This window comes from Corynebacterium sp. MSK071 (assembly GCF_030232125.1).
GTDB lineage: Bacteria > Actinomycetota > Actinomycetes > Mycobacteriales > Mycobacteriaceae > Corynebacterium > Corynebacterium kefirresidentii.
In genome coordinates this window covers 57,480-75,816 of sequence record NZ_JASPJA010000008.1, presented here as the reverse complement: position 1 = coordinate 75,816, position 18,337 = coordinate 57,480, and the positions used below count along the sequence as shown (strand labels likewise).

General features: G+C 58.7%; 14 protein-coding genes. 5 read left to right on the top strand and 9 right to left on the bottom strand.

Features of this window, described 5'->3' with window-relative positions; all coding sequences use genetic code 11:
• Positions 1-111: 111 nt before the first annotated feature.
• Positions 112-3,804, top strand: coding sequence for an acyltransferase family protein (locus tag QP990_RS08145; protein WP_284798994.1), 3,693 nt, complete (start codon positions 112-114; stop codon positions 3,802-3,804).
• Positions 3,805-3,988: 184 nt separating this feature from the next.
• On the opposite strand, the gene QP990_RS08140 is transcribed toward QP990_RS08145, so the two are convergent.
• On the bottom strand, positions 3,989-4,312 hold the full coding sequence (locus QP990_RS08140) for a putative quinol monooxygenase (protein ID WP_023021947.1): 324 nt from the start codon (positions 4,310-4,312) through the stop codon (positions 3,989-3,991).
• Positions 4,313-4,398: 86 nt separating this feature from the next.
• On the bottom strand, positions 4,399-4,989 hold the full coding sequence (locus QP990_RS08135) for a hypothetical protein (protein WP_200287916.1): 591 nt from the start codon (positions 4,987-4,989) through the stop codon (positions 4,399-4,401).
• Positions 4,990-5,156: 167 nt separating this feature from the next.
• Here QP990_RS08135 and QP990_RS08130 point away from each other — a divergent pair, with 167 nt between their 5' ends.
• On the top strand, positions 5,157-6,071 hold the full coding sequence (locus QP990_RS08130) for an AEC family transporter (RefSeq protein WP_284798989.1): 915 nt from the start codon (positions 5,157-5,159) through the stop codon (positions 6,069-6,071).
• 4 nt (positions 6,072-6,075) lie between these two features.
• Here the strand turns inward: QP990_RS08130 and QP990_RS08125 are convergent, their stop codons facing one another.
• A complete protein-coding gene (locus QP990_RS08125; RefSeq protein WP_200287920.1) occupies positions 6,076-7,809 on the bottom strand; it encodes an alpha/beta-hydrolase family protein in 1,734 nt (577 codons plus the stop codon).
• Complete coding sequence (locus QP990_RS08120) at positions 7,776-9,584, bottom strand: ABC-F family ATP-binding cassette domain-containing protein (protein ID WP_023021951.1); 1,809 nt, start codon at positions 9,582-9,584, stop codon at positions 7,776-7,778. The genes QP990_RS08125 and QP990_RS08120 overlap by 34 nt, the downstream gene beginning before the upstream one ends.
• A 92-nt stretch (positions 9,585-9,676) precedes the next feature.
• On the opposite strand from QP990_RS08120, the gene QP990_RS08115 reads away from it, so the two are divergent.
• Positions 9,677-11,020, top strand: a complete 1,344-nt coding sequence (locus QP990_RS08115) for a hypothetical protein (protein ID WP_284798982.1) — start codon at positions 9,677-9,679, stop codon at positions 11,018-11,020.
• Here the strand turns inward: QP990_RS08115 and QP990_RS08110 are convergent, their stop codons facing one another.
• From QP990_RS08110 to QP990_RS08095, 4 genes are all read right to left on the bottom strand, one after another.
• Positions 11,021-12,001 carry a 4-(cytidine 5'-diphospho)-2-C-methyl-D-erythritol kinase gene (locus QP990_RS08110; protein ID WP_284798979.1) on the bottom strand — a complete coding sequence of 327 codons (981 nt, stop codon included), beginning with the start codon at positions 11,999-12,001 and terminating at the stop codon, positions 11,021-11,023.
• Positions 12,001-12,861, bottom strand: coding sequence for a 16S rRNA (adenine(1518)-N(6)/adenine(1519)-N(6))-dimethyltransferase RsmA (rsmA, locus tag QP990_RS08105; protein WP_034656465.1), 861 nt, complete (start codon positions 12,859-12,861; stop codon positions 12,001-12,003). Before rsmA ends, QP990_RS08110 begins: the two co-directional genes overlap by 1 nt.
• A 71-nt stretch (positions 12,862-12,932) precedes the next feature.
• Positions 12,933-14,114: a resuscitation-promoting factor gene (locus tag QP990_RS08100; RefSeq protein WP_023021955.1), complete on the bottom strand. Its 1,182-nt coding sequence runs from the start codon at positions 14,112-14,114 to the stop codon at positions 12,933-12,935.
• Between the two features lie 285 nt (positions 14,115-14,399).
• Positions 14,400-15,227 carry a TatD family hydrolase gene (locus QP990_RS08095; protein ID WP_284798973.1) on the bottom strand — a complete coding sequence of 276 codons (828 nt, stop codon included), beginning with the start codon at positions 15,225-15,227 and terminating at the stop codon, positions 14,400-14,402.
• Between the two features lie 25 nt (positions 15,228-15,252).
• Between QP990_RS08095 and QP990_RS08090 the strand changes: the two genes are divergently transcribed.
• Together QP990_RS08090 and QP990_RS08085 are read left to right on the top strand one after the other, a co-directional pair.
• Positions 15,253-15,747, top strand: coding sequence for a GNAT family N-acetyltransferase (locus QP990_RS08090; protein ID WP_023021957.1), 495 nt, complete (start codon positions 15,253-15,255; stop codon positions 15,745-15,747).
• Positions 15,748-15,757: 10 nt separating this feature from the next.
• Positions 15,758-16,258, top strand: a complete 501-nt coding sequence (locus tag QP990_RS08085) for a GNAT family N-acetyltransferase (RefSeq protein WP_023021958.1) — start codon at positions 15,758-15,760, stop codon at positions 16,256-16,258.
• A gap of 113 nt (positions 16,259-16,371) precedes the next feature.
• On the opposite strand, the gene metG is transcribed toward QP990_RS08085, so the two are convergent.
• Entirely contained in the window at positions 16,372-18,204 is a 1,833-nt protein-coding gene (metG, locus tag QP990_RS08080; protein ID WP_284798969.1) for a methionine--tRNA ligase, read from the bottom strand.
• Positions 18,205-18,337 lie beyond the last annotated feature (133 nt).

The window sequence follows — 18,337 nt, the reverse complement described above, 5'->3', positions numbered from 1 at the left end:
TTCGTCTCCGGCCCGCGTGCCGCTTCTTTACTTCACCCTCATGGGAGAAAACCTCGTACGCAGGCTAAAATAGTCCGTTTAGAAAATATACGTAGTGCTTTGGGAGTTTTTGTGAAGCAGATTTTGCGCTCACTGCTGGGCAAGAAGAAACCTGGGCGTTCAGATGAACCACGCCCATCGGTCTATCAGGCAGTAAAGCCCAAAGCTGGCTCCACCAGTACATCTCGCCCTTCTGAGAACAAGGCCTCCGCGCCCCAAAAATCAGACAACACCGAGTCCACCACCGGTGCAAAGCCCACGACGCCGCAAGGCAAGTCCAAGGACCAAGCCAAGGAGAAGCCTACAAAGGCCCCCGAGGCCAAACCCGCGGCTGAGGGCACCCCCCGCCCCAGCACCGCGAAACCGCACGCTTCTCAGACCAATTCCGCTCAACCGCAACAGGTTAAGCGGTCCGCGCAGACACCTGCAGCCAAGGAGCCAAAGGCCAAGCCTGCCACTCAAAAGTCTGCGCCTAAGCCTGCCGGCGCCAAGCAAGACGCGCCAGGGGTTTCTCCTAAAGCAGCTACAAAGAAGCAGGCAGAATCGCGCGCGCCGGAAAAGAAGCCACAGCGCAACGCACATGAGCCGGTTCAGCGTCCACGCCGCGGTGCGAATTTTAGTACCCCGCCTACCCAGGCCGCCTCAAAAGACGACTCTGCCCGTGGTGCTTCCCCTAAACCTGCCGCAAAGCCTTCTCGGCAAGAGACCGGAAGGCCCTCACAGCAGGCTCGGCCTGCCACGCAAAAGCCAGCGCAGCCTCCCAAGCCATCCACTCCGCCTAGCGCAAAAAAGGCTTCCCAGAAAGCGGCGGCACCGCGCTCGTCCGCAACTGAAGCAAAGACGGTTTCTAAACCGGCCGCACAACAAAAATCCCATCCGCAACAGCCCAAGCCTGCCACCACCAAACCGTCCCCAAGTAAACAGCAAACGCACAAGCCAGGCCCACAGAAACGCGTACAGACACACCCGACAAAGGAACAGTCCAAGCCACAGCCATCATCACCTAAGAAGAAGGCTCAGCCTTCTAATCGTTCCCAGCCATCTCAAGGCAAAAGTTCATCGCGCACGCCTACGGCACCACAGCAGAAGTCTGCCCCAGCAGCATCATCGAACGCCCCAGCGCCGAAGAAGGGCACCACTGCCCCAAAGCCACAGGAAAACACCCCAAAGGGCGCAGCGAACGCTCCCCAAAAGCAAACTAAGCCGGCTCAGAATAAATCCGCCGCCAAGGAGGAGAAGGCAGCGCCAGCAAAGCCTCAGCAAGGCAGCCCTTCACAAACCAACCTCCACAAGCAGCAGCCGCAGGGACAGCAGCCACGGCCCAAGGAGTCTATGCCACAGGGCAAGGCCAAGAAGGCTACAAAGCTGCGTCCACAGGTAAAGCCAAACCATATCAGCCGCGGATTGGCCCGAAAGTCACAACAGGTAGGCACTCCCACCCCGGCTCAGCAAAATCCAGCACGCGCTGCCCAGAAGTCAAAGGATAAGCAACAGCCTGAACAGCCTCAGCCGAAGCAGGTAAAGCCCCAAGCTGCTTCTAAGGGAGCATCTGCCAAGGCAGGCAAGTCCGCGGCTGAGGGTGCCATCGCGGGCTCGGGTGCGGTAGCCGCTACCGCCGCAGAGAAGAAGCGCGAAAACGCGCAGTCGCCCCAGTCACAGCAACCAGCGTCCGATAAGAAAAAGGCCCAAGCTGTGGCGCCGCAGGCACCAGCGGCTGCGAATAAACCTGCACCTCAGAAGGCTCCGGCTGGGCAGTCAGAAGGCAAGTCCAAATATCCGCTTCAAAAACAGACCAAGGACCCTGAGGCGCTGGCGACACCGCCGGAGAGCAAGGTAGTCAAGAAGAAGCGCCATGCCCGCCTCCGCCAGGTCAAGGGGCTTGACGGACTGCGCGGCCTCGCGGTCATTGCCGTGGTGCTCTATCACTTCTTCCCTGCCCTCCTTCCCGGAGGTTACTTGGGCGTTGACCTCTTTTTCGTCCTTTCCGGATTCCTCATCACCTCGTTGCTGGTGCGTGAATTCCGTACCTCCGGCAGGATTAGCTTGAAGGACTTCTGGGTGCGACGATTCCGGCGTATCCTCCCAGCCGCAGTATCAGTTCTCGTCATGTGCACCGCACTGGTGGCATGGATCGGCGGGGACTTAGCGGTGGGCTTGCGCCAACAGTTCTTGGGCACTTTGTTCTTTGTCAATAACTGGACACAGATTGCGACCTCCCAGTCCTACTTCGCGGACAATGAGATTCAGGTCTTTGCCCACTATTGGTCGCTGGCCGTGGAAGAGCAGTTCTATGTAATTTGGCCGCTCCTTATCACGGGCATTTTCCTCATTTCTCGCCATAAGCCGCGCCGACTTCCTATCCTCGTGTCCACGCTTTTAGCCCTCGGATCCGCCGTGGCCATGGCGCTTATCTTCGTGCCCGGTGAGGACCCGACGCGTGTCTACTACGGCACAGACACCCACGCTTTTGGCCTGCTCACTGGCGCCGTGCTGTCTCTCCTGATGACTTCTACCCAATCGAATCCACAGGCCGATTCTTGGGCCGCGGCGGGCAAGGCTGAATCCCGCATCGCTGGAGTCATCGGCACTTTGGCTCTCATCGGCTACGGTGCGCAGCTATTCCTCATGCCGGATGACGCGGAGTTCACCTACCGCGGTGGGCTCTTCCTCACCAGCGTGCTCGGTGTCCTTATGGTGTGGGGCGTGGTCCGCGAATACGGTCCTATGACCCCGCTATTTAGGACCAAGGTCATGCGCTGGTTTGGTCAGCGGTCCTTTTCGCTATATCTCTGGCATTGGCCGGTCATCATGATGCTCAAGGCGCTTTTCGAGGGCAACCAGAATTCCGATAAATCGTGGATTCTGGGCCTGGTGGCCGTACCTATTTCGCTGCTACTGTCCGAGATTTCCTACCAGTTCATTGAGAATCCTTTCCGCCGCGGCGGCTATAAGAAGACATGGAACACCTACTGGTCGTCCCGCCCAGGTTTTAGCGAATTGCGCGACGGATTTGGCAAAACCATGTGGCCGGTAGTCCCGTTCCTCGTCATCGCCTCGGTGGCCGGGGTAGTCTACGGCGTAATTAACTCCAGCGATAAGACCGAGTTGGAGCAGCAATTAGAGCAGCTTCAGCAGCAGAACCAGAGCAGCAACAATGCTCCGGCTCAACCTAATGATGCTGCCCCGCAGCCGCCTGTCGCGGGCGACGCCGACAAGGATGACTCGAAGAATACGAAGACCCGCCCCATGCCGCAGGGCAAGGACATTACCGCCATCGGTGACTCAGTGATGCTGGCTTCTAGCGGCGCCCTCAAACAACGCTTCCCGCAGATTTACGTCGACGCAGACGTATCCCGCCACTACACTGCAGGCATTCAGATTCTGCAGCAGCTCAAGGATTCCGGAAAGCTGCGCGATACCGTCTTCCTCGGGTTCGGTACCAATGGCGCTGCCTTCCCGGATCAGATCAAGGAAGCTCTCGATATCATCGGCAAAGACCGCACCGTTGTCATGGCTGTACCCTATGGTGACCGTGAATGGATGTCCCAGTCCCAGCAGGATGTCCTCGACGCAGCCAAAGAATACGACAATGTATACGTCGCTGACTGGTGCGGACACGCTCAGAGCGACCCCGCAATCCTCTATTCCGATGGTGTTCACCCAATGCCAGAGCGCACCGGCGAGTACTCGGACGCATTCTACGATGCTCTGCAGCAGTACTCGAAATACGACAAGACCGTGTCCTCGCAGTGCGTGCCGCAGTAAGGCAAAGGCAATATGGGGAGGTAACGGCGTCGGCAAGCGCCTAGCCCCTCCCCCGCCCTTCGCGCTCACGGAGGGCTCGTGCTCCACGGATAGCAACGACCACAGTGAGCGCGAAGGGTAGTGAGCTAAAGGAAAAGGCTCGTCTTCTACCACGTGGTAGAGGACGAGCCTTTTCTCTTTAGGATTAGTCGACGGAAAATTCGCCCATCTTGTCCCAGCCGGTGCGGCCGTCAATATGGACGTTAATGATGTCTGGGGTTTCCACGAGGTACTTCGGGAACTCCTCGGTCGAGCGCTGGAAGTGCTCGCTCTGGACGTGCTCGACATCCTTGCCGTCGGCGTAGGACTCCAGAAGCAAGAAACGCTGACGATCTTCTGGATCGCGGAACCACTTGAAGTCGATGCAGCCCGGCTCTGCATTGCAGGCCTCGGTGTACCAGTTGATTTCATCGAGGAAGGTCTCTGCGTATTCGGGCTTGACGTGGAACTGTACGTTGATCAAAATCATGCCCCGATTCTACCGGCGCCGTGCGGCTTCGTCATCGTTGCAGATGAATGCTAAGAACGCGGCGGAATCGAGGCTTGGGGAAAAGTTTAGTTGAGGAAGAACTCCGCAACATAGATGTAGGTCCCGTCGTAGGCGGTTGCCACGCCAAAGCCGTGCTGGGGAGCAGCGTTGACCGGGACATCGCGGTTGAACCAGTTCAGGCGATCTTGCGCCTGCTGTTCGCTAAGGCGACGAACTGTGCCCTGGCCCTCGTCCTTGTGATTCAAACCGTGAGCAATGCCGCCCTTGTACTCAAGCTTGCCGGCAGCACCTTGATTGGCCCATTCCTGGGCGATAGCCGCTGCACGCGCATCTTTATGGTGCCCAGCCTTTTCGAGGTGGGCGGTGGTGGCGGCGCCTAGCTGGCCGGCAACCTTGGGCGCCTGGCCCACCGGTTTGGCGAGGAATTCTGGCAGCGGGATATTGTACTTCTCAGCCAGCTCATAGGCCTGCGGCGGCAGGGTGAGGCGGAAATCTTCTAAAGCGGCGAAAGGATCAGAAGAAAGCTGCTGAGCCTGCGAAGAAGCCTGCTGGATCTGTGGCGGCAAGGCCGGCTGAGCAGAGGCCACGGTGGAAGTACCGGTGACGACAAGAGCGGTGGATACGGTGGCTACGATTGCGCGGTGAGAAAGCTTCATGCCCTCCACCGTGCCATAAAGCACAAGCAGTGTGGAAGGCGTTTCCGTGGTGCTCAGGCATTTCGATACAACTTTGTTATGGTCCCCCGTGTCTTATGACCGACAGAGATAATGGGACAATTGCCCACAGCGAATTTTTCTTTAGTACTGCGAAAGGTTGTTGACTGTTGCTGGACGTATTGACCGGTTTTGCAATCATTTTCGTAGTCATCGGTGTGGGATTTGTGCTGGCGCACAGGGGCGTTATTGGCAAAGGCGAGGCACGATTGCAATTCAATCGAACGGCCTTTTGGGCGGCCACGCCGGCACTCATTTTCTCCAGCGTGGCTAAATCCGATACCTCTGCCTTCGTGTCCCCAGTGGTGGCTGTTATAGCTGCTGCATCCATCGCCACCATGGCGTTGTATTGGCTGTGTAGCCAGCTATTCTTTTCCCGCAGCGGTGCCGAAACCATGGCCGGTGCCGCAGCGGCAAGCTATTACAACTCAGTCAATATCGGTCTGCCCATCGCTACCTATGTCATTGGTGATGCCACGTATGCTATCCCGGCCTTAGTTCTGCAAATGGCGGTGCTTTCTCCGTTTATCATCGCGGGGCTCAATGCGCAGGGTACAAGCCTGCAATCTATATGGCGCTCCGTAGTCTCAGGGGTTACCGCGCCCGTAGTGTTGGCAGCGGTGGCGGGATTCATAGTCTCCGCGGCAAGGTGGCAGGTACCGGAAGTAGTAATGAAGCCACTGGAGATTCTGGGCGGCGCCTCTATCCCCATGATTCTCATGAGCTTTGGTGCCTCTTTAAAGGGCGACGCGCTGCTGGAGGAAGACCGCCTGCCCACCATTACCGCGACGGTATTGAAGTTGGTGGGAATGCCCGCTATCGCGCTGGCCGTTGGTGCAGCGCTAGGTCTTGACGGCGCGGAGTTGTATGCTGCGTTAATTCTGGCTGCCTTGCCCACGGCACAGAACGTGTACAACTATGCCGCCACCTATGAGGTAGGAGAAACCGTAGCCCGGGATACGGTTTTTCTCACGACCTTCCTCTCGCTGCCGGCGATGTTGGCGATCGCGGCCCTGTTTGGCTAAACACCTAGTAAACGCCGACGTCGAGCGCGGCGAATTCGTGCTGTAGCTCATCGGGGTCGATGGCTCCTGCCACGTCTGGACCTGCGATGGCGGCAAAGCCATCAAGTACCGATGCTCCATAGTTGTGACCGTGCCCATCGGAAACGTCTTTTGCACCGGGCAGATCGGCCGCCACTTGGAGAGAGGAGATGATGGGCATCCATCGCATCACGCGCTCGGCAGAATACGGCGTCCGTTCGCGCATCCAATCCGGCTCTTTGAAAGCCATCTGTGGAGACCACCAGGCCACTGGGTCCGAGGGATGTTGGATATAGAGCATGCGGGTGCGTCCCCACTCTTCTTCCGGCACCGGTCCCCACTGGCGTACCTGCGCGTCATCGTTAGCAAAACGCACCACGAGGCCCCCGGCGTATTCGGGGGAAATTTCGGAGGATCCGGGATCACGCCTTTCCACAAATTGCGTGCGCAGGCGATTGAAGTGCGGCGGGCCGGTAAGGAGGATTCCGTCCACAGAATTGGCAATATCACGCACTCCAGAAAACGCTGCTTCGATGCCCGTAGTACCCAAGGATTCGCCGTATAAGTAGAGCTTCGGGCGCTTGCGTTCTGGCAGACCGTTCCACCAGTCCACGATGGGGTTGATGAACTCTTCCCCGGCGCGCTCTACCTGGCCACCGCCCGATAGGAAGTGCAGGGCGGAAGGCATAGCGGAGTATTGGGCAGCCGCAATGGCGGTATCGCCACCGTAGAGTAGTTCGAAGGCTTGAGCAGAATAGGAAGACACCCAGCCCGTACCGGTGGTCATAATGAGAAGCAGGGCTTTGCGGTCTTGGGCGTGGGTGCGCTCGAGTTCGTCGATGAGCAGCTGCGCTCGCTCCTCATTCGAGTCACGATTGCCCAATCCGGCATAGGCGCGGATGGGTTCCTTGGCAGGCTTTCCGCTTACCTTCTCCAATTCCGCGCGGTGCGCACCGGAAGAAAGGAAACGCGAGCCCTGCAGGCCCACGCCGTTCCAGTCCACACGGGACTGCGGGGAACCACTGCGCTCTGCGGACATGGGCCGCTTCATGGCGGGATCGGGGTCGGCGTTTTGAGCGGTAAAGATCCTCTCGCCCACGCCAACGATGGCGCCAGGGATGAGGTTTTCCACGGTATACGTGCCCACTAGGGCAACGATGAGCACCGCACCCACGACGCGGTAGGCGGCGCGAAAGCGGTGGGGAAAGTGGCTGGAGAGCCAACGCACGCAAAAGCGCAGCACGCGCAGAATAAAAAGGAAAGCAGTGAATACTGCAAGAGCGAGCGGAACCACAAGAAGATAGCTGGCAATGGTCGGCGCTGGGGCGGCTAGGGCATCTGCAAGTTGACGCTGCCAGCGCACGGCGAAGACCGCAAAGCCCACCATCCACAGCACAAAAACTCCGGTGGCGATGCGAGAAGCAAGGCGGTAGCGCCGGGGCGGCCACGTGGTGGCATCGAGCCAGGAATACCGTGGTGCCGCATAACGCACTACGAGGCGGTACCACACGTGTTTGAGGGCAATACCCAGCGTATAACCAAGTCCTGCGGCAATGCCGGAGACCAGCCCTTGGTAGAGCCAGTCACGCGGCAGGAGGGATGGGGTAAGGCCTAGGGTAAAAAGCGCCGCAGCGCCGATAATGCCCCACAGGTCAAGGTGGCCGACGATATCGGCGATGCGGGCTTCTACCCTTCGAGCTTCTCCCCCAACTCTAGCCATTCCATCTCCAGTTCCTCGTAGGCGCTACGGTTGTCCTTTAGTTCTCCGTCTAGCTCGGTCAAGGCTTGAGTGTCGACCTTTTCCGCGGCAGTCGCCATCTTCTCATTAATCTGCGCGGCCGCCTTCTCGAGCTTGTGCATCTTGCGCTCCAGCGCGTTCATTTTCTTGGTGATTTCGCGCTCTTGCTGGGAAGAGAGCTTCTTTTCCGGCTTAGGAGCAGAGCTGTCTGGCTTCTTTTCGCCCAAGTTGAGCACGCCGGAGTTGTGTTGCGCCTCAAGTGCGGCGCGCTTGCGCAGGTACTCATCGATGCCGCCGGGAAGGTTGGTGAGTTTGCCATCGCCAAAGAGCGCATAGGTATTGTCCGCGATGCGCTCAATGAGGTAGCGATCGTGCGAGATAACCACCATCGTGCCCGGCCAAGAGTCAAGGAGAGACTCCAGTTCCTGTAGGGTATCGATGTCGAGGTCGTTGGTGGGCTCATCGAGCAACAGCACATTGGGCTCGGCCATCAGTACGCGGGTGAGCTGCAAGCGGCGGCGCTCGCCGCCGGAGAGATCCCCCACCGGGGTGCGCTGGCGCTTGGCGGAAAACCCTAGGCGCTCAGCAAGTTGGGAGGCAGAAAGTTCCTTTTTGCCGAGCTGGACATAGGTGGCAACGTCCTCGACGGCGTCGATAAGCCGACGCTGCGGATCCAAGTCATCGAGCTCTTGGCGCAACCAGCCAAGGCGCACGGTTTGGCCCTCGATGCGCTTGCCGGCCGCCAGCTCGTATTCGCCGGCCAGGGTGCGCAGCAGCGTGGTCTTGCCGGAGCCATTGACGCCTACCAAACCAATGCGCTCGCCGGGGGCTAGGCGCCAGGTAAGGTGATCCGCCAAGGTGCGACCGTCTGGGGACTTCACGGTGGCATCCTCAAGCTCGATGACCACGCGGCCTTGGCGCTGCTTAGAAAAGGCCATGAGCTCGACCTTATTGCGCGGCTCCGGCACGTCTGCGATGAGCGCCTCGGCAGCTTCAATCCGGTAGCGCGGCTTGGACGTGCGGGCAGGCGCGCCACGACGCAACCATGCCAGCTCTTTGCGGGCGAGGTTCTTGCGTCGCTGTTCCATGGCATCGGCCTGGCGGGCGCGCTCGGCGCGGGCGAAGGTCCAATCGTTGTAGCCGCCCTCGTAGGTATCAACCACGCCATCGTGGACTTCCCAGGTCCACGTGGCTACGGTGTCGAGGAACCAGCGATCGTGGGTGACCACGACTACGGCCAAGTTGCGCTTAAGGAGGTGATCTGCGAGCCACTGCACTCCCTCCACGTCAAGGTGGTTGGTGGGCTCATCGAGCACCACGAGATCCAAGTCCTGTACCAGCGCGGCGGCTAGGTTCACGCGGCGGCGCTCGCCACCGGAGAGTGAGCCAACTGGGGTATCCAATCCCAAATCCACAATGCCCAGGCCGCCCAAGACATCGCGCACCTTGGCATTTGATGCCCACTCATAGGTTTCCAGTTCGAGGGGTTCGATAATGACTTGGGCGATGGTCAGTTCATCGGGTAGATCGAAGCGCTGGGTGACCACGGCCATGCGTAGATCAGAGGTATGGGATACGCGGCCGGCATCGGGTGGTTCGATGCCGGTAAGTACCTCCAGCAAGGTGGTTTTGCCACCGCCATTAACGCCGACGATGCCGATGCGATCGCCGCTTTGCACACCTAGGGACACCCCGTCTAAAAGGGTTTTTAATCCATAAGTTTTGCTGACTTGCTCGAGGTTAATCAGGTTTGCCATAACGAGTGTCCATCTTAATACCTCCCTGCCTGTACCCCCGCATTTCTGCAACCTATTGCTATTGATTTTCAAGTCCAATACTCTGCCAATGTATGAAACGCTACACACTTTCTCTCTGCGCCGTGCTTTCCACTGCGGCGATAGCCATCGCTTCCTGCTCTGCCCCCACCGAGGAAGAAAAGAACTCACTGCACTCCCACGACCACGCACATAGCGAGGCCAAGCATGCCCATGAACACGACCATGACCATGACCACGAGCACGGCCATGACCACGCCGGACACTCACACGAAGGCTTTGAAGCCGAAGAGGGAGAAACCGAGGTAGCCCAGCTGCCCACCCGCATCGTTATCTCCCATGCGGATGGTCTAACCGCCTATGACGCCAAAACGGGCAAAGTAATCGGCGAGGACAAGATGAATTCCTTCCTTCGTCTCAGCGATGCCGGCGATAATCGCCACGTCATGGTCACTAAGGGCGATAGCTTCCTCACCTACGACACTGGGCGCATCACCAAGGGCCATGGCGATCACAACCACTACTACACCGCTGAGCCCGCGCTTGGCGACGCCCCCATTAAGGCACCGCATGCCGGCCACGTGGTCCACCACGATGGCTTTACCGCACTATTTTCCGATGGTGATGGCGTGGCAAAGATTTATAAGACCGAAGACATTGGCAAAAAGGACGCCCAGCCAGTCAATACCGTTGACACCGGGGCCGCACACCACGGCGTGGCCGTACCGCTGAAGGATGGCTCGGTGGTCATCACTAAGGGCACCGAGGACGAGCGCCACACCATCCAGCATCTGGATAAGGAGGGCAAAGTTCTTACTGAGACCACCAAATGCCCTGGTGTCCACGGCGAGGCTGCCGCTGGAAACGGCAATATTTTCTTTGGCTGCGAAGACGGCCCGGTGGTCTTTGATGGCAAGGAGTTCCACAAGGTAGACGCCTCTGCTTATGCCGGTGCAGGCGGCTACCAGCGCTCTGGCAATGCCGCCGGTTCGGAGGAATCCGATGTCATCCTGGCCGATAATAAGACCGACAAAGACGCAGAGCTCGAACGCCCTACCTCCGTAACCTTGGTAGATACCAAGGATTTTTCGGCCAAGAAGGTAGACCTCGATGCTTCTTATTGGTTCCGCTCCCTAGCCCGCGGCCCGCTGGGCGAGGCACTTGTGCTGACCACCGACGGCAAACTCAACGTCATCGACGCGGATTCCGGTGAAATCACCAAGCAGATTGATGCCATCTCCCGGTGGAAGGAAAACAAGGAATGGCAGCAACCAGGACCTATCCTTCAGGCTGCCGATGGCTATGCCTTTATCACTGACGCCCAGAAGAAGCAGCTCGTAGTCATTGACCTCCTGCAGGAAAAGGAAGTCAACCGCTTCGACCTCGACATCGAGCCCACCGAAATGACGGTGCTCTAGCTACAGCACCACGGCGCCGCTAGCTGGCCCCTGGGTAGCCACTCCCTTGGTTCCGGGAATCTCCACCGTCACTTGGGACACTACTTCCTGAGCTTCTTCTGCCCCAGCGCAAAGGAAGGCACAGGTCGGACCACTGCCGGAGACAATCCCTGCTAGGGCTCCGGCGGCCACACCGGCCTCCAAGGTCTTGCGCAGGTCTGGGCGCAACGACAGCGCTGCCGGCTGCAAATCGTTATGCAAGTGCTGCGCCACTCGGTGCGGATCGCCCGAGATGAGCGCCTGCGATACCGCTGCGGTGTCCATGTGTGGCTCACCGCCGCGGCCCTTTTCCCGCATCTCATCGAGCTTATGAAAGACCTGCGGGGTAGAAAGCCCACGGTCCGAGGCGATGAGCGCCCAATCGTAGGTACCGCGCGTCATCATCGGGGTCAGCTGCTCGCCGCGCCCCGTGCCGAGCGCGGTGCCTCCCAGCAAGGTGAAGGGAACATCCGAGCCCAATGCCGCGCCCAGCGCGTCTAGGATTGGCTCCCCCACCGAATCGATGCCGTAATAGCCGCCATAGCAGCGCTCGGCCAATCGCAGCGCGGCCGCCGCATCCGCCGAACCACCTGCCATGCCACCGGCGGTAGGAATGGCTTTGTGGATTTCCAGCGCTACCTCCGGCAGCGCCTTCGGCCCATGGGTGCTGTACAGGTACTGCATGATACGGTTTACCGCGGTCCACGCTAGGTTCGTATAGTCTTCTGGCACGCCCTGCGCGTGAGGGCCTGTAACCTTCAGGCCCTGAATGCGTGGCTTATCTACCTCGGGGTTCCCCAAGTCAGTCAGCGTTACTGTGTCATGTAGCTCTAAGGACTGAAAAACACTGGCAAGCTCATGAAACCCATCCTCTCGCGGTTCCTCCACTCCCAGGTGAATATTGACCTTGGAGTGAGCCCGCGCCGTGTAGACGAATGGTTCGTTATCGATGGGGGCGGTCATTAGATTCCTGCCAATCGTACGAAGTCCTCCACGGCGAGCTTTTCGCCGCGTTGCTTCGGATCGATGTCCGCAGCTCGCAATGCTTCCTCGGCGGCTGCTCCCGAACCAAAGTGACCCGACAATGCCGCACGCAGGGTCTTGCGGCGTTGGGCAAAGGCGGCGTCGATAACCGGCCAGACCTTAGCACGCGACTCGTCAGTGACGGGCCACGGAGCAGAGTCGAAGACGTCAATACGCACCAACCCAGACTCAATATTGGGCGCAGGCCAAAAGACGTTCTTACCAATAGTGCCCGCCTTGGAGACCTTGCCATAAAATCCCGCTTTGACCGAAGGCACGCCGTACACCTTGCTGCCCGGCTGCGCAGCTAGGCGGTCCGCCACCTCTAGCTGGACCATAACCAGCACGCGACGAATGGACGGGAAAGTCTCCAATAGGTGCAGCAGCACCGGGACGGCGACGTTATACGGCAAGTTGGCTACCAGAGCGGTCGGCTCAGTGACGTCAGCTTCTGTTACCCGCAGTGCATCCTTTTCCACCACCTGAAGGCGCTGGGCATATTCCGGGGCGCGCTCAGCCACGGTATCGGGCAGCTGTGCAGCCAGGCGCGAGTCGATTTCTACCGCGGTAACTTCTTCCACAGCCTCTACCAGGCCGAGGGTTAGCGAGCCCAAGCCCGGCCCCACCTCGAGGACGCGGTCTGCGGGATCCAACTCGGCCGCAGCGACGATGCGCCGAATGGTATTCGGATCATGCAGAAAGTTCTGCCCTAGCTTCTTCGTGGGCACAATGTTGAGCTTCTCCGCGAGGGCGCGGATCTCTACGGGGCCCAAAAGCGCGGCGCCGGTGGAATCAGTCATGCCTTCTAACTTAGTAGAAGAGATGAAAAAGCCGCACACCACTTAGGTGTGCGGCGATAAAGCGCTTCAGTCTAGCGCAGGCCCAGCTTGGAAGTACATGCCGGCCAAGCGCCCCAGCCCTGCGCCGCCTGCACCTTCTGTGCCACGGCAATCTGTTGCTCGCGGGAAGCCTGCCATGCCTCCGGTGCGTACTCGGTGCCACCGAATGCGGCCCAAGTGGATGGAGTGAACTGCAGGCCACCGGAGAAGCCATTGCCGGTATTGATAGCCCAGTTACCGGTAGCCTCGCACTGTGCGATGGAATCCCAGACGGAGCCATCGGCGACAGCCGGAGCAGCAGCACCAGAGTTACCGCCCTCCTCTGGCTTTTCTTCTTCGGCCTTCTTGGTGCCGCGGGCGATGGTGGCAGCCTTAGGCTCTACGGTCACCTTTTCTTTGATGACGTCATTAGATTCCTTGGCGCCGTCCTTCATCACCAGCTTGCGAGTGATAACGCGCTTGCCCTTAACGCCTTCCTCGCGGACCTCTTCGGTGCCCTCTTCCAGCTCCGGGTCATCAACAAAGTTAGGCTCGGCTTCGAACTCTTCCTCAGAGTCATAGGTCGTAGTGGAAACCTGATCCACCTTGATGGACATGCCATCGGTAACCTTGGTGTCCTTGGACGGGAAGACACGATCATCGTCATCAACGTCGATATTGCGCGCCTTAAGAACGTCCTCGACGGTCTTAGCAGCAATCTTGGTATAAGTTACCTTGCCACCATCATTAATCTTGACGATCTTCGGGGAAACGACCTCTAGGTCCATGCCCTCTTCCAGCTGGGCATCCTGGTCCACGTCAGCGTCACCGGACTTGACGGAAGCGCCCTTGGCCACGCCGCTCAAGTTACCCAATAGGTCAGAAACGGTGAGGTCGGTGGTGGACAACTGCTGCTGCACGCCGTCGATAGTCACGGCCACCGGCTTGGCGGTGCGAACGGAGATCTCATCGCCATCGCCCACAGACTCGGACGGTGCCGGGTAGACGATGTCTTCCTCGCTCACCTGAACGCCAGCTGCCTCCAGCGCGCCGTCAACGTCTTTGGCAAAGGTAGCCAGTTCCACCTTGTCGCCGTTAACGTCCACGGTGACATCCTTTTGTGCCGCAACGGCAACGACGCCGCCCACGGCCAAGGTGCCCAAGACGCCACCCGTTGCCAGGCGCAGTGGCAGCGAGCGGGAGTTATTGATGCGCTTGATTTGATGAGGTGACATGCCGAATGAATCTCCGATAGTGCAGGTTTCAACAATTATTAGAGTTTAGGCCAGCAAGAATTTCCGCGCAGGCAATTACATTGCTCAGATCTGCTGCTGCCGCACCGTGGGCGGCGCTGCGGATCCCTAAAACCTAAACGAACGATTAATAACAATACGATAACAGCAACATAAAGTCGAGAACCAATCCGCCACATGCCTCACTGAGCACACAACCGCCACACCAAACACCCACGCCACCCCTGGCCAGCGGGTTTTGAAATTGTGAAAACCATCACCCAGGAGTTAGCCCAGGCCGTAGACGCGGTCAAAGGTTTCGTTAACCTCCGCCGCTAGCGCCTGCACCGTCTGGTGGCGTACACGGGCGATGCATTCATATGTGTGCCCGATAAGAGCCGGTTCATTGCGTTGGCCGCGGAAGGGTTCTGGCGTCATATACGGTGCATCAGTTTCCACCAGCAGCTGGCCGGCCGGCGCCTTGGCAGCCGCCCGCCGCAGCTCGGCGTTGCGCTTAAAGGTTACGTTGCCGGCAAAGGACAACACGTAGCCGCGCTCCAAGGCCTCCTCTGCTACCTTCAGCGGCGAGGAGAAGCAGTGCAGCATGACGGTGTGGGGAGCGGGGGCGTCGGCAAGGATGCGCAGCAAGTCCGCATCCGCTTCGCGGTTGTGGATCATCAGCGTCTTGCCATGGCGCACTGCAAGGTCAATATGCCACCGCAGGGATTCCTCTTGCTGGGCCATGGTCGCGGTGGTCTCTGGCTCATGCTGCACCCAGTACGCATCCAGGCCGGTCTCCCCCACCGCGACGCAGCGCGGATCCGCCACCATCTCTTCCAGCGCTGCCTTGGTCGGCGCATCCAACTCATTAGCGCGCACTGGGTGGATGGCACAGGCAGCATAAACATCCGGGAAGGCATGTGCAGTCGCCAGAGCCGCTGCCGATTCGCGGCGGTCATCACCAACCGTCACCATGCGGCTGATACCGGCGGTGCGTGCGCGATTCACCAGCACTTCATCGGTGTCCTTGGGCGAGAAAAGATGCGTGTGCGCATCAATAAGGCCACTGAGGCCCGGTGCCGGAACGGGAGTGGGTCGTCGCTTCTTTTTAGCCATGCACGCAATTGTAATATTGGCTGCCATGTTGATCAGACCCGCCGGCCTTGCGGATGTGCCCGCCATGACCGAGACCCTCAACTGGGCCATCGCACACACCGACGCCATCTTCCGCGCTACCCCGGCCAGCATCGCAGAGCGCGAAGACTACCTACGCGAGCTGTGGGAAAAGGACTGCCCATGCCTCGTCGCGGAGTCCGATTCTGGCGACTACCTGGGGTGGGCGCTCTACCACCCCTACCGCGATCCGCAGGTATGGACAGGCTGTTATGAAACCACCATCTATCTTTCCCCCACCGCTCAGGGCCAAGGCGTAGGCACTGCTTTACTTGGCGCCTTGGTAAAGGCGGCGCGCGCCGATAAAAAGGTTCATTCGCTGCTCGCCCTCATCGTCTCCACCAATGCGGCATCACTTAAGTTGCATGAAAAGTTTGGGTTTGAAAACGTGGGTATTCTTAAAGAGGTTTGCTACAAGTTCGATCGTTGGCTGAGCCTCACCCACCTACAACTTCTGGTGTAAAGGAATTTCTATGCATATCCGCCCTGCCGAGCTTGCCGACGCCCCCGCGCTCACCGCCATCTACAACGCCGGCTCCGCAGCGAAACCCGCCGCCAACTTGGTCACCTGGCAAGAAGATGTGGCTGACCGTGAAAAGTGGCTCAAGGAGATGTTTGAGGCCGGCTCCCCGGTCTTCGTAGCCGTACACGATGATGAAATCATTGGTTGGGCCGCCTATTTCCAGTTCGTGACCCCTGCCATCTATTACGGCACCGTCGAAGATTCCGTCTACATTGCTCCCTCCGCCCAGGGCAAGGGCGTAGGCTCCGAGCTTCTCGACGCCCTCATGGACTACGCCGCTGATGACAGCTACGTACAGACGATGATCACCTATATCGTCGATACCAACGAAGGCTCTATCGCCTTGCATAAAAAGTTCGGCTTTACCGAGACCGGCCGTATGCCGAATATCCATACCAAAGACGGCGTCCGCCTCGGCCTGGTACACCTCCAGCGCGATTTCCAGCGCTAACCGCCAGGTTTTTCCCCGCCGCTCCGCGCCCCTCAGCACTGGAGCACACAAATAGCCGCGTTATGCCCTTAACTTCCTAAAAATCGGGCGATAACGCGGCTATTTATATGGTGTTACTTGGAGACAGGCGCCCACTCTGGACCGGTTTCACCCAGCTCTGGGTCCAGCTTGGAGACGAGCGGCTTAGGCTTTGTCAAAGCGGTGCCCGGCTCTACTTGGATGCGCTCCCACTTCGCCTGCTGCTGGGTGTAGTCACCCATGATAATCGGATATTCGTGGCCCTCTGGCGGTAAACCAGCGCCCACGAGTTCTACCGGAATATCGTCCTTGACGTCGTGTACCTCCGGCTGGGCGGCCCACACGCCGCTGCGGCCCAAGGTTTCGTGCACCTTCTGCGCGGTAAACGGCAGGTAGGGCGTGAGCATGACATTGCAGTCAGAAACGACTTGGAGGGCGGTCCACAGCACGGTGGCTAGACGCTCGCGCTGAGACTCATCCTTGGCTAGTTTCCATGGCTCCTGGTCTGCAATATAGGCATTGGCCTCGCCGACGACGTGCATGATAGCGGTAATCGCCTGCTTAAATTTGGACTGCTCCAGCAAACCACCGGCAGTGTCGAAGGTCTCCTCCGCCAGCTGCAGGATTTCTTTGTCCTTTTCTTCTAATGCTGCTGGTGCGGGAACCTCTCCGAAGTTCTTAAAGGCCATAGATACGGTGCGGTTGACCAAGTTACCCCAGCCATTTGCCAGCTCATTATTGATACGGCGAACGAACTCATCCCAGGTAAAGTCCGTGTCATTGTTTTCAGGGCCAGCCACGGCAATGAAGTAGCGCAGGGCGTCAGGGCCGAACTCCGCCAAGAAGTCCTTGACATAGATGACAACACCCTTGGACGAGGAGAACTTGGATCCAGACATGGTCAAGTACTCGGAGGAGACGATTTCCGTAGGCAAGTTGAGCTCGCCGTACTTGTGGAGTTCCCCGCCCTTGTTGCCCTTACCGGCATAGCCCAATAGCTCGGCCGGCCAGATCTGGGAGTGGAAGGTGATATTGTCCTTGCCTTGGAAGTAATAGTGGCGGGCGTCTGGGTTCTGCCAAAAGTCCTTCCAGGCCTCGGGCTGACCGGTGCGGTACGCCCATTCGATGGAGGAAGACAGATAGCCGATGACCGCATCGAACCACACGTAGAGTTTCTTGGCGTTATTGTCCTGCCAGCCCTCGACGGGGATAGGAATTCCCCAGTCAATATCGCGCGTCATGGTGCGCGGGCGCATATCTTCAAGCAGGTTCAGGGAAAACTTCAGTACGTTCGGGCGCCAATCTTCGCGGGTAGAAAGCCACTTTTGCAGCTCATCCTTGATGGCTGGCAGATCCAGTAGGAAGTGTTCGGTTTCGATGAATTTCGGGGTCTCACCGTTGATCTTAGATACGGGGTTGATAAGGTCCACGGGGTCGAGCTGATTGCCGCACTCATCGCATTGGTCACCGCGGGCGCCATCCGCACCGCAAATTGGGCAGGTGCCCTCGATATAGCGGTCCGGCAGGGTACGTCCGGTAGACGGCGAAATAGCGCCCTTGGTGGTCTCTTTGAGCATGTAACCGTTGGCATACAGGCCTTTGAACAGCTCCTGCACCACGGAGTAGTGGTTACGGGTGGTGGTGCGAGTAAAGAGATCATAGGACAGGCCAAGGTTGGCCAAGTCAGTAACGATCTGACGGTTATAGCGGTCTGCGAGCTCACGAACGGAAACGCCCTCTTTATCCGCCTGTACCAATAGCGGAGTGCCGTGCTCATCCGTACCCGAGACCATGAGTACGTTGCGGCCACGCATTCGCTGGAAACGTGCAAAGACGTCGGAAGGAACACCAAAACCGGCCACGTGTCCGATGTGGCGCGGGCCGTTGGCGTAGGGCCAAGCAACATTAACTACTACAGACTCAGTCATGGGTTCTACTTTATCGAAGCCGACTCCTATACACACGATTAGGGCAGACATTTCTCCCGCAGGTGAACTGCATTTTCAGCAGAAAGCGCCCACCGCTTCCCTACCACTAAGGAAACAATGGGCGCTTTAGAGC